Raw genomic sequence first — 13,044 nt, 5'->3', positions numbered from 1 at the left:
TTCTAACAGCGAATATAGGGAATATCTGTTTTTAATCGATATCGATCTTTGCACGATTTAAGCGTAAAGAATTCAAGATAACCGAAACGGAGCTGAAACTCATCGCAGCGGCAGCAATCATCGGGGACAGGAGAATTCCGAAAGAAGGATATAGAAGTCCGGCAGCCAATGGAATCCCGAGTATATTATAGACGAAAGCAAAACCCAGGTTCTCCTTAATATTACGGAGTAGTTTTTGGCTCAGTACCTTTGCTTTGGCTATTCCGATAAGGTCTCCTTTCAGCAAAGTGAGTGAAGCGCTTTGTATGGCAACATCGGTACCTGTGCCCATGGCAATGCCGATATCGGCTTGAGCAAGGGCAGGGGCATCATTGATGCCATCACCAGCCATAGCCACCACATGTCCTTTTTGCTGTAACGCATGAATTTCCTGCAATTTATCTTTGGGCAAGGCATTGGCTTTGAAATGCTTGATGCCAACTTGATCCGCCACAGCCCTTGCCGTATGGATATTATCTCCCGTCAGCATAACGACATCGACTTTATGCTGTATAAGATATTGAATTGCACGCTTCGAAGAGGCTTTTATTTGATCTGAAATACTAAAATACCCCAATAAGCTACTGTCTTTTGCCAGGAAGGATACCGTCTTTCCATGGGATTGGGCGGTTTCGGCCATCTGCTTCATATCATGAGGGATTGCTATGCCGATAGACTCCATCAACAATTGATTGCCCAGTGCTATGCTATGTCCAGCTATGTTTCCCTTGATTCCTTGCCCGGCAACATTTTCAAAATCGGAAACTGCAAGGTCCGTTTTACTATTTTCCTTTTTTGCCCTTTCAATAATAGCATGGCCCAAAGGATGTGTGCTATTGGCGTTTAAAGCGGCAGCCAAAGACAATATCTCGTCTTTGCTGCTGGACGAGTTTGGCTGAATATCATCAACGGTGGGTTTTCCTTCGGTAATGGTACCTGTTTTGTCTGTTAGTACCACATCCACTTGGTTCATTTTTTCCAGCGCACTTGCATCTTTGATCAGGATCCCATGTTTGGCCCCTTTGCCGACACCCACCATGACGGACATTGGTGTAGCGAGTCCCAAGGCACAGGGGCAGGCGACAATAAGTACGGCAAGTGCATTGGCAAAGCCGAATGCTAGGGAAGCAGAAGGAACCCAAAGCCACCAGGTAAGAAATGTCAAAATTGCAATGATTATGACAATCGGGACAAATACCTCGGATACTTTATCCGTTAATCGTTGAATGGGTGCCTTGCTTCTGCTCGCATCATTGACGAGTTGAATGATCTGAGCCAGTAGTGTGTCCGAACCGATACGCTCTGCTTTCATGAGGAAACTACGGTCGCCATTGATTGTTCCTGAACTGACATGATCTCCAGCTTGTTTTTCTACCGGAATAGGTTCACCCGTCAGCATGGATTCATCAATGTTACTGTTGCCATCCGTAATCTGTCCGTCAACGGGGATTTTGTCCCCGGGTTTTACTTTCAGTATATCTCCGAGTTGAATTTGATCTATGCCGATTTTTTTATCTATTCCATTTTCTACGCGCGTAGCTTCGGAAGGACTCAGCTTGATTAGCTCTTTGATCGCCGAATTGGTTTTGGAATGTGCTTTGGCCTCCATCACCTGGCCTAATAATACCAAAGTCAATATGACGGTAACAGACTCGAAGTAAAGTGCAATGTAGCCATGATGATTTTTTAATTCAGCAGGGAAGACCTGCGGAAAAAATAGACCAACCAAACTATAGACAAATGCAGCTCCAGCACCAAGTGCAATCAGGCTAAACATATTAAGGCGCCAAGTTTTGAAAGATACCCAGCCTCGTTGAAAAAAAGACCAACAGGTATAAAAAACGACCGGCAGGGATAAAACCAGTTGTATCCATCCAGACCAGCTGGGCGAAATGATTTTACCTATTGGATTGCCAGGAAGCATTTCACCCATGGAAAGTATAAAGATCGGAACCGTAAATAGGATAGAGACCCATAATTTCATGCGTAGATCACGATAGGTATGATCGTCGGCCTCATCATTACCATTGGCTATAGGCACAAGGTCCATACCACATATAGGGCAATTTCCGGGATGATCTTGTACAATCTCAGGATGCATAGGACAGCTATATTGAAGGTCTGTCTTTAACATGGGGACCTTTTCCAGATTCATGCCGCATACCGGACAGTTTCCAGGTTCGTTATAAAGTTTGTCGCCCTCACAATGCATCGGACAATAGTATTTATCAGCGGATGTATGACCATGTGCTTTGTCAGCTGAAGATATTGTCTGTGATTGATGTACCGTAGCATTTGACTGAGCGGAATGGTTGTGTTGCTGTTCGTGATGGGCATGCGAGGTCGCTGCATGCTCAGTATGTAGCTTATTTTTAATTGCTGTGTCTGCATCCAGCTTCACCAAATGCATACCACAGATCGGACAATTTCCTGGCTGGCTGTACGTTTTTTCACCTTCGCAATGCATAGGGCAACCATACCTGTCTGAAGCTTGTGCTACAATGTGTTGATCGGATTGTACGTCACCCTTATGCTTATGTATTTCGTCGACCTGGTAAGGACCTAATTTTGATATTATTTCCTGTAATTGCTGTAACGGAATATGTTTCTGGGATGTTACTGTCATGCTTGGCGGGTTTAAAGTTACCTCGGCATGAAGCCCAGGAAACTCATTCAATGCATGTTCGATTGTGGTTCTACATCCATCACAGGACATTCCCGAAAGTGTATAGTGGTGTTGCATAGCGTTGTCTTTGTTGCCTAAAGTTAAACGTTATATCGAGGTGATTTTTACACTTTTACCGGGTTTTCTTGTAAAATTTCCCGTTGATAATATGTGCTTCCGGTTTGCTCTCATTTTCTAGGTCGAACCAGCGTTATAGTCTTCCGGAAATGGAATATGGTGTAAAAAAAACAGCGAAATTACGCTGTGATAAACACAACCGAGCGATGTTTTGTTTGCTCTGGGGTAGGTATGGGATAGGGGAATTTCCCTTTGATTAAGCCAGTAACATTACTTGGGGATGTTTGATCAAGGTATTGATGGTTACTTGTTCTTTCAGAACTGCTTCGTGAAAAGGAGCCGGGATCATCAATTTAAATGTTTTTCGGGCGGTTTTTACCAGGAAAAGAGCTCCGTGAATCACTTGCTTATCGTCGATGATCAACGTGTGCTGTGTTGCCGGCCGATTGCCTAATTTTTCTTTTTCGATGAGTTGTATAAGTTGTTGCATTGTATCAAAATATTTAGCCAAAATTACCAAATACTTAGCATTTATTGTTTTTTTTCTAATCGTTGCTATTTGAAATTTATCCAGTGCTTTCAACCTTTTATTATTTTTTTAATAGCTAATAATCGTTTTAGCAAAGAAGAGTTTTCAAAACTTAGCGCAATCGATTGCGTATTTAGTCTGCTAAAATGCTAAATATGAGAAGGATGTATTTGCTAAAGTTTATTTAACTTTTTTAGCTTTGTGCAACAAATATCCAATAAAACAACATTATGAGTAGTATAACTACACTAGGTCAATTTATCATTGAAAAACAGGCCGATTTTCCGTATGCTAAAGGGGAGCTTTCTAGGCTACTGCGCGATATTGGAATCGCCGCAAAAATTGTAAATAGAGAGGTTAATAAAGCGGGATTGGTTGATATTTTAGGCGATGCAGGACAGGTCAATGTGCAGGGCGAGGGACAAAAGAAACTGGATGTTTATGCCGATGAACAGTTTATCAAAGCGCTTCAAAGTGGGGGAGAATGCTGTGTAGTTGCCTCAGAGGAACATGAAAATCCAGTGTATATCCAATCAGGGGTTTCCAAAAATGCCAAATATATTGTGTGTATTGACCCACTGGATGGCTCAAGCAATATCGATGTTAACGTATCTGTGGGGACCATTTTTTCCATTTATCGACGAATTTCTGATACGGGTGTTTCTTGTAATAGCAATGATATTTTACAGCATGGAACGAAACAGGTCGCTGCAGGTTATGTGATCTATGGTAGTTCAACCATGTTGGTGTACACAACGGGAAAGGGCGTAAACGGATTCACATTGGATCCTTCGATCGGCGAGTTTTGTTTATCCCATCCTGATATGAAAATTCCGGCTTCGGGTCAAATTTATTCGATTAACGAGGGAAATTATTCCAAATTTCCAAACGGCGTTAAGCAATATATCAAATATTGCCAAATGGAGGACAGTGCAACGCAACGCCCCTATGCATCACGGTACATCGGCTCAATGGTCGCCGATATTCACCGCAATCTCCTCAAAGGGGGCATCTTTCTTTATCCAACGACTTCTGCGCACCCTAATGGTAAACTAAGATTGATGTATGAGTGCAATCCAATTGCCTTCATCATTGAGCAGGCAGGGGGTAAAGCTTCGAATGGATCTCAGCGTATATTAGATATTGAGCCAAAAACTTTGCACCAGCGATCAGCAGCTTTTTTGGGTAATACCGATATGGTGGAATTGCTGGAAGATTTCCTGAAAAAATACAGTGATTGATTCTGTAGTGATTCAATGACAGGTAAGATTCTTTAGACAATAAGAATTATTTATCTTTGTCCTCAGAAAATGGCTTCATTATTGCGAAGCCATTTCTTTTTCACGATTTGTAATATGTTACGATTTTTAGTTTTTATTTCATTTGTTTCAGTAGTATTTTTTTCTTGTAAGGAGAATCCCCCAACTTATGGTGATGTTTTAGCGAAGGGGTTTGAGAATAAGTCTTATAAGGATTTTGACACAGCAGCTTATGTAAAGGCCTTCCATGAAGTGTATGGCAAGGAAAAATCTCAATTGGTTAATCCGAGCTGGATGAAGGAATTATCGGATTCTACTGAAGGGATGACTTTAATTGCCGAACACCTTTTTGATGGTAGTATCGACACCATGTTAACTTACTTTGAGCGAAGTGATGCGCATGGTATTCGAGCTAGTTATTTCCATACAACTGCGATTAAGGAAACATTATCTTCGCTTCGAAAACTGAAAAGCAAAGATGTTGCTGAAGTTTATCCATTATTGGCCAAACTTGACTTATTGAGTACTGATGGGCTCGTGGCTTATATCAGCAGCATAAAATATGGTGTGGTCAATCCCAAACGCCTTTATGGACGATATTTCGTTCCTCAAAAGCGTATGAGCTATGGCAAAGTTGTACAAATGCTGGATAGTGTAAAAATTGGAACTGTGTTGACCGATATCCAACCTAAAAATCAGTATTACACCAGGTTTCAGGATTTATTGGAAAATGGGAACCTAAACAGTGCACAACGTAGCCAGGTGTTAATGGTATTGGAAAAATTGCGCTGGATGGGAGATGCTTTTCCGGAGAAATATGTATTTGTGAACATACCTGAACAACGGTTACATATTATGGAAGAAGGGAAGACAAGTCAACTGATGAATGTGTGTGTCGGTGAAACAGATAATCCGGCGTATACGCGAAAAGGTGAGAACCACGAGACGCCTGTCATGCAAGGGGTGTTGGATGCCATGCAAGTAAATCCTGTATGGAATATTCCAAGCAGTATTGTCAAGAAAGAGTTATTGTCAAGCGTTCGAAACAATCCAAACTATTTGGCATCGCGCAATATGGTGGCTTATTACAAAGGTAAACAAGTGGATCCTGCAACGGTCAACTGGAATTCGGATTCTGTGGAGAATTTTCGTTTTAAACAAAATCCTGGTTCGGATAATTCATTGGGGAATGTGAAGTTTTTGTTTGAGAACCCCTATTCCATTTACCTGCATGATACGCCTGCAAAACAAATGTTTGGGCAGAGCAATCGCGCCGTGAGCCATGGTTGTGTGCGTGTTGAAAAACCCGTTGATTTGGCATCTTACCTTGTCAATAATGAAAAACAGGCCGAAAAAATAGCGAAGGAAATTACGACAGATTCAATTTCAAAGTCTCGCTGGGTAACACTAAAACGGCAGATGCCAGTTTATATCACCTATTATACAACCTGGTTGGATGACGAAGGAAAAATCGTTACTTACCCGGATATATATGGTTATGATTCGCGTTTGAAGGAAGCGTTAAAGAAATATTGGACAAATTAACAAAAAAGGCTTAACTCATTTAGTTAAGCCTTTTTTTATAGCTAGTATTCAGAGTTGTAGGCTAGCGCTATCCGGACAAAAGGATAGTCTTTGTTGACATTGTTATGGTCTTGATAATGACCTTCCAATCTAAAGTAACCGGAGTAAAGGTTGAGACCGAAGTTCTTCCAGATACGCATTGAAGCACTTGTGGATACCGCGTGTAGAAAATGGTGGGATTTGTTGCCACTGATTGTGACAAAATATCCGCCACGATAATCTACACCAAATTTAAAGCGGTTTAATGTGCTCAAGGTGGCTGAAGCCCTAACATCGGCCCCGGGGCCATAATCGTATGTGCGGCTTTCACCAAAATGGAGATAAGGATCGGGTACAGCGGCCAGTACCACTGGACCACCACCAAGGATGGTTGTGAGCTTGGTACGGCTACCAATATTGAAGTTTGAAAAGACATTGTAATTGATGCTCTGTGATCCGTAATAAAAAGCTTCATTGCGTAGAAAGTCGAAATGCGCAGACACGATACCACGATGACGTCCTGTTAAATTGGATAAAATACGGTTACCGTATAACGAGGCATACACATTGACCGCATTGACGATGGAACTATCATCTGATCCAAGTTCCAAATTGAGGAAGAAGTCATCAAAGGGTTTCTTTTTGTCAAGATCATCGTTGGTGTAAATCAGTTTGATACGTGCATAGATGTCGTTCTTTCCTTTATTCAAGATGTCATGTTCCTTGGCATCAAACCGTCTTAGTCCCAATTCAACTTCGGTGTGCACTAAAGAACTGTCGACCACCGCACCTTTTACCTTATCTCCCCAGCGCCCGTCGAGCAGACGGTTGAGCCCGTTTATTGGATTGATCAGCATGGCCAATAGTTCTTTTTTATTACGTTGTCCTTTGGTCAGACTTGGGCGCGAAAGAATATGATGCGATAGTCTATGGGTCATTTCACCTAAAATAGTACCGCCAAAACTTGTGTTGATGATATCATTGATGGATGGTGGTTCCGTTTCACCTGCAGTTTCCCAGATATAGCTACCAGCTACGGTTGCTGCTGTCGATTGTAGAAAACTGTAGTTGTTGGATCGGAACGAATTAAAATAAAACTGACCGTGATAAGGATGCGCTATTTGATTTGTTGCAAAAAGATTGTCGTCCCAGGTCCAGGCAGACAGTTTTAAATGGCTAAAGAAGTTTTTAAAGGAAATATGGGAAACAGGATCTTTTCGAATGAAGTAATTAACCGAAGCAGGAATAGCTTGGATGGAAAACCACTCAATTCCCGCCCTTAAGAAATTCTTTTTTTGGTAGTCGAATAGACTGTCTGTTTGTTTTACGTTGATAAGATGATTGTTCCAAAGTCGTGGTTGCTCATCGTGGTACATGGGATATTTTTCGATAGGTTTCGCTCGAAATAGGCTATCTGAAGTCATTAAGGAATCTCTAGCTGGTAGGAATGCAGCCTTACTAGGCCCTATACTCCCGAGCTGGACAAGCAACAAAAAGATAAATATAAAGAGACTATAATGACGTTGGTTAATGCGTTGTTTGATCGAAATGAACATACTGTTTTGCGATAAAATTTGTAAAGAATAACAAATATAGGGGAAAAGTGTTTGTGTGATTAGTACCTTTGCGGCAATTATCCTGTTCAAGTAATTTAAAAATGAACAATACCTTTGAAATATTCAATATAAAATCGATTAATCTTAAGAATGAGTTGTTTGCAGGATTAACGGTCGCAATGACAATGATTCCGGAATCACTCTCATTTGCAATTTTAGCCGGGCTACCACCGTTGACGGGACTTTACGCAGCATTTTTAATGGGTTTGATCACTTCCGTTTTGGGAGGTAGGCCAGGGATGGTATCTGGAGGTGCTGGCGCAACGGTGGTTGTTTTGATGGCCCTGGCGGCAAGTCACGGGATTGATTACCTGTTTGCTGCTGTCGTCTTGGCGGGGCTCCTGCAATTTTTAGTTGGGCTTTTTAAATGGGGGAAATTTGTACGCTTAATTCCGCAGCCCGTTATGTACGGTTTTTTGAACGGACTGGCCATTATCATTTTTATGGCTCAAGTAGTCCAATTTAAGGTAAATACCGGACAGGGGGCGGAGTGGATGTCGGGAAGTACCTTATACATCATGGGGGGATTGACTCTGCTGACGATGTTGATTGTGATTGGATTTCCTCGGATAACGAAGGCTGTTCCAGCTTCTTTAATTGCTATTTTGGTTGTATTTGGCCTGGTTTCTCTTTTAGGTATTGATACCAAAAAAGTAGTAGATATTGCCTCTGTTAGTGGGACATTACCACATCTACATTTACCTAATGTACCCCTGAGCTGGGAAACATTGCAACTGATTTTTCCGTATTCTTTGGTGATGGCTGGAGTAGGGTTGGTGGAGTCGCTTTTGACACTGAACATGGTGGACGAAATAACGGCGAGTAAAGGAAATGCAAACCGCGAATCCATGGCGCAGGGGATAGCCAATACAATCAATGGATTTTTTGGGGGAATGGGTGGCTGTGCCATGGTTGCTCAAACACTGGTCAATTTAAATGCTGGTGCACGCACGCGGCTTTCTTCTTTTATTGGAGCGATGACCATCTTAGTGATTATTTTGGTAGGTGCTCCTTTTATTGAGCAGATACCCATGGCCGCGCTGGTCGGTGTGATGATGATGGTAGCCATTGGAACCTTCCAATGGGTGAGCTTACGGATCGTCAATAAATTTCCCAAATCAGATATTTTCGTTGGGATTATTGTCGCCGGAATTACCGTGGTTTTACATAATTTGGCACTTGCGGTGCTTATTGGTGTAGTGGTATCCGCACTTGTATTTGCCTGGGATAATGCAAAGCGCATTCGGGCAAGAAAATATTTGGATGCCGAGGGCATCAAGCATTATGAAATCTATGGACCTCTTTTCTTTGGTTCGACAGCTAATTTTTTGGATAAATTTGATGTTTTGGAAGATCCCGAGCGTGTGATTTTAGATTTTAAGGAAAGTCGTGTGGTGGATATGTCCGCCGTGGATGCACTCAACAAAATTACCGAACGCTACGCTGCACAAGGGAAAAAAATCGAATTGTGGCACCTCAGTGAAGATTGTCGCTCTTTGTTAAAAAATGCTGCGGGCATTGTGAAGGTCAATATCATGGAAGATCCAACCTATCGGGTCATGCCGGGCAAGTAGACTATTTTTTGCGCAGCTCAAAAAACAGTTCATTTCCCTGTCTTTGGGGAATACTATTGGTTGAATCTGTCAGCTTTAAAATGTCAAATTGCGATGCGAATAATTGTTGATATTCCGTTTGATCTCCACCGAAAGGTGGTCCCTGTTGTGCAAATTCCCGTTTGAACAATAAACCCATCAGTATACCCTGAGGCTTGAGCAAAGTATGCATTTGTTGTACATAGCTGGGGCGTAATGAAGGATCCAGTGCACAAAAAAATGTTTGCTCAATTATATAGTCGTACTGGCCCTGGTGCTGGAAGAAATCTTGACATACAATTTGGATCTGAGGGCTATTGGCAAACTCCTTTCTTACCTTCGCAACGAGGGTCGGAGCGATATCAAGTAAGGTAATTTGATGGAACCCCATGTCAAGTAGAGCCTTTGCTTCATAGGCATTTCCACAACCGGGAATAAGAATAGATGCATCTTTGGCAATAGACTCCGCTGCATAGTTGATAATAGCAGGAGAGGCATAGCCAATATCCCAGCCTGTTGCTTTGTTCTTATAACGTTCATCCCAATAGTTTCCATCCAATAGTGAAGAATTCATAGCTGTTTTGTTCTATATGCTTTAGCAATTTACATAAATATTAAGTCAATAGGGTGCTTCTCTTTGCTGAAAATTGCTTTTAGCTACCCGCTCGGAAGTTGATTTTATTGAGTAAAGTCGGAAAAACAATGAGCAACAGGGGTAAAGCAACGATAAATCCCCCAATAACTGCGATTGCTAGAGGCTGATGCATCTGAGCCCCTGTGCCGATGCCTAAGGCGAGCGGCATCAAGGCGATGATAGCGCCAATTGCAGTCATTAGTTTGGGGCGTAATCGGGTGCTAATGGCATAGATGATTGCCTGTGCCTTTGTCTTGGTTGCTAAAGTTTCCTGAAATTGTAGATAGGTGAAAATAGCATTTTCGCCAATTATCCCGACCATCATAATAAGACCCGTATAGCTGCCAACATTGAGGGGTGTGCTGGTAAGGTAGAGGAGTATAATACCTCCGGAAATACCCAATGTTGAGATAAATAAGATCGTAAGCGCAAGCAAGAAATTCCGAAATAGAAATAGCATGATCGCAAAAACCAATAAACAGGAGATGAGCAAAATTGTCAATAACTCGCCAAAAGATTGTTGCTGTTCGGCATAGGCTCCACCGTAGATAATGGAATAACCTGTTGGCAATTTGATCTGTTGGTCGATTTGCTGCCGGATTGATTGGATAGTTCCGCCAAGATCCCCATTGTCTAATCGAGCAGTCACAATACCTAATGATTGAAGATCTTCCCTATTGATCTCTGCCGATCCCGCAGTAATAGTAACATTTGCAAATTCGCTTAGTGGCTTCAGTATACCATTAGGGAGGGCGATCATGCTGTTGTTGATGTCACTGAGTGATTGATTTGTACGCGAGTTGTAAAGTAAACGTATTGGCGTGTATTGCACCTTATCAAAGATGTTGCCCACAATATTACCATCTAAGTTGGTCTGTAATTGACTTTGGAAATCGGCGAGAGAAATATTGTATTGTGCTAGTACAGGGAATTTGGGATTAACGATTATCGAAGGACCGGCGATGATAATACCGTCAAATACATCAGCTGTACCGTTAACCTTTTGTACAATGCTGGCTATTTTTTTTGAGTATGCCTGTATTGTTCTTTGGTCAGTTCCGAAGATTTTGATTTCTATTGGCTGGACGCTGCTCATTAGATCGCCAAGCATATCGCCGATCACCTGTCCAAAGTCAACTGTCAAAGGCAGCCCTGATGCTTCAATGCGATTTCGTATCTCGTCGGTGACTTCATTTGTTGTTTTATTACGCTGTTTTTTTAGCTGAATAAGATAATCGCCTCGATTCGGTTCCGTAATAAAAAAGCCCATTTGTGTGCCCGTTCTCCGGCTATAAGCTTCTACTTCCGGTGTAGAGGTTATTATTTTTTCAACCTGTTTCAGCTCCCTGTCTGTTTCTTCCAGCGAGGTTCCTGGAGGTGAGTTATAATCAAGAACGATACTGCCCTCATCCATTTCTGGTAGAAAACCGGTGTCGATCTTTGGCAAAATAACCATTGCACACAGTATTAAAATAACGATGAACGAATAACTTAGCCAGGGGCGGGCCAGAAAAAATCCTACCCATTTCCGTTCTTTGACATCATGATGCTGGGACGTGTGCTGCCTTTTTTTCTCGGATGAAAAAAAGAGGTAAATGACAGGAAGTAAAATTGAACTTGCAAAAAATGAACATATAAGCGTCAAGATCATGGTGTCGGTCATGACCTTGAAGTAGGCTCCAGCTACGCCGCTCATCAACATAAATGGTAGAAATATCACGATGGTACTAAGCGACGACCCGATCATGGCTTTTAGCAAGTAATTTATAGCTTTTTGCACAAGTGTTGTGGCCGTTTCTTCGGGATGTTCTTCGTGTGTACGGTGTATTTGTTCTACAACGACAATGCCATCATCGATAATAAGTCCGATAGCTGCTGCAATAGCTCCTAATGTCATGATATTAAACGTTTGCCCCATGGCGTAAAGCGATAAAATCGTCAGTGCCAGTGTTATCGGAATGGTAATTAGGATAACAAGGCTAGCTTTCCAGGAACGCAGAAAAATAACGGCTACAATAATTGCCAATAATAGTCCAATCCATAAAGCATCTGTTACGCTTTTTATTGAATCTTTTACAAAATCTGCCTGAACATAGTACGGTTTTAAGGTAAGGTCTTTCGGTAATGTTTTTTGGAGCTCACTGATTTTCGCTTCCATGGCTGTTGTCACGTCGACAACGTTGGCGTTGGGTTGTTGGATCACGGCGAGCAGAATGCTCTCTTGCCCATTGGCATTTACCTTTATGTATTGTTTGGCTTGGTGTACCATAATTTGAGCAATATCTCCGAGCTTAACAATACGGTTGCCATCGTTGCTGATGACCAAATTTTGCAATTGCGCTTCATTACGGATTTGTGCATCGGTCAAGGTCAAGTATAAAAAATGGAAATCAGCAGAGTAGCCATTGGATTTAATAAAGTTTGTACTATTGATGGCTTGTTCTATTTTAGTGGACGTAATACCCAATCGCGCCATCATCTGCTGATTCATGAGAACCTGGTATTCTTTGTCCTGACCGCTGATAATCCGCACTTCACTGACCCCGGGCACCTGGGAAAGAAATGGCTTAATGGTGTATAGGGCAAGTTGTTTTAGTTCAATTGGATCAAGTGTATTTGAGTTTAATGAATAGCCGATGACGGGTAAAATAGCAGGATTCATTTTCTCTACAGTGATATTAATATCGCTAGGCAATTGATTACGTATCTGGTTGATACTACTCTCTATTTGTTGCTTGGCCAAATCTATATTCATATCCCAGGACATGAATGCCGATATTTCGCAGCTCCCTCTACTGGTCGTACTTTTGAGTAATTGCAAATCAGGTACTTTTTTGATTGCATCTTCCAGTATTTTAGTTACGCCTACAGTCATCTGGTCAATAGGTTGTTGCCCAGCATCTGCTATAATCTTTATTTTGGGGAAAGTAATCTGCGGGAATAATGCCGCGTGAATCTTGGAATACGCATATATACCGCCCATAATGATCAGGAGTATCGAAACAAACAGGGGGATTTTATAAGTAACGAAGAATGATTTTTTCATGAGAAAATGCTTTTAGGGATACT

Annotated in this window: 8 protein-coding genes; 3 read left to right on the top strand and 5 right to left on the bottom strand. The window is 41.8% G+C overall.

What is annotated here, in order from left to right; all coding sequences use genetic code 11:
- Nucleotides 1-31: 31 nt before the first annotated feature.
- Complete coding sequence (locus HS960_RS11160) at nucleotides 32-2,782, bottom strand: heavy metal translocating P-type ATPase (protein WP_182332670.1); 2,751 nt, start codon at nucleotides 2,780-2,782, stop codon at nucleotides 32-34.
- Between the two features lie 256 nt (nucleotides 2,783-3,038).
- Nucleotides 3,039-3,272 (bottom strand): hypothetical protein, encoded by a 234-nt coding sequence (locus HS960_RS11155; RefSeq protein ID WP_182332668.1) that lies wholly within the window; start codon nucleotides 3,270-3,272, stop codon nucleotides 3,039-3,041.
- Between the two features lie 269 nt (nucleotides 3,273-3,541).
- Between HS960_RS11155 and fbp the strand changes: the two genes are divergently transcribed.
- Together fbp and HS960_RS11145 are read left to right on the top strand one after the other, a co-directional pair.
- A complete protein-coding gene (gene fbp, locus HS960_RS11150) occupies nucleotides 3,542-4,552 on the top strand; it encodes a class 1 fructose-bisphosphatase (protein ID WP_153846921.1) in 1,011 nt (336 codons plus the stop codon).
- Between the two features lie 114 nt (nucleotides 4,553-4,666).
- Nucleotides 4,667-6,115 (top strand): L,D-transpeptidase family protein, encoded by a 1,449-nt coding sequence (locus tag HS960_RS11145; RefSeq protein WP_159728619.1) that lies wholly within the window; start codon nucleotides 4,667-4,669, stop codon nucleotides 6,113-6,115.
- A 41-nt stretch (nucleotides 6,116-6,156) separates the two neighbouring features.
- Here HS960_RS11145 and HS960_RS11140 read toward each other — a convergent pair whose 3' ends face one another.
- Nucleotides 6,157-7,689, bottom strand: a complete 1,533-nt coding sequence (locus tag HS960_RS11140; RefSeq protein WP_182332666.1) for a DUF3943 domain-containing protein — start codon at nucleotides 7,687-7,689, stop codon at nucleotides 6,157-6,159.
- 101 nt (nucleotides 7,690-7,790) lie between these two features.
- On the opposite strand from HS960_RS11140, the gene HS960_RS11135 reads away from it, so the two are divergent.
- Nucleotides 7,791-9,323, top strand: a complete 1,533-nt coding sequence (locus HS960_RS11135) for a SulP family inorganic anion transporter (protein WP_182332664.1) — start codon at nucleotides 7,791-7,793, stop codon at nucleotides 9,321-9,323.
- Between the two features lies 1 nt (nucleotide 9,324).
- On the opposite strand, the gene HS960_RS11130 is transcribed toward HS960_RS11135, so the two are convergent.
- Both HS960_RS11130 and HS960_RS11125 read right to left on the bottom strand, forming a co-directional pair.
- On the bottom strand, nucleotides 9,325-9,915 hold the full coding sequence (locus tag HS960_RS11130) for a methyltransferase domain-containing protein (protein WP_159728613.1): 591 nt from the start codon (nucleotides 9,913-9,915) through the stop codon (nucleotides 9,325-9,327).
- A gap of 79 nt (nucleotides 9,916-9,994) precedes the next feature.
- A complete protein-coding gene (locus tag HS960_RS11125; RefSeq protein WP_182332662.1) occupies nucleotides 9,995-13,021 on the bottom strand; it encodes an efflux RND transporter permease subunit in 3,027 nt (1,008 codons plus the stop codon).
- Nucleotides 13,022-13,044 lie beyond the last annotated feature (23 nt).

It is taken from the genome of Sphingobacterium paramultivorum, assembly GCF_014109745.1.
In the GTDB taxonomy this organism is placed as follows: Bacteria; Bacteroidota; Bacteroidia; order Sphingobacteriales; family Sphingobacteriaceae; genus Sphingobacterium; species Sphingobacterium paramultivorum.
This window is presented reverse-complemented; position numbering and strand designations above follow the sequence as displayed.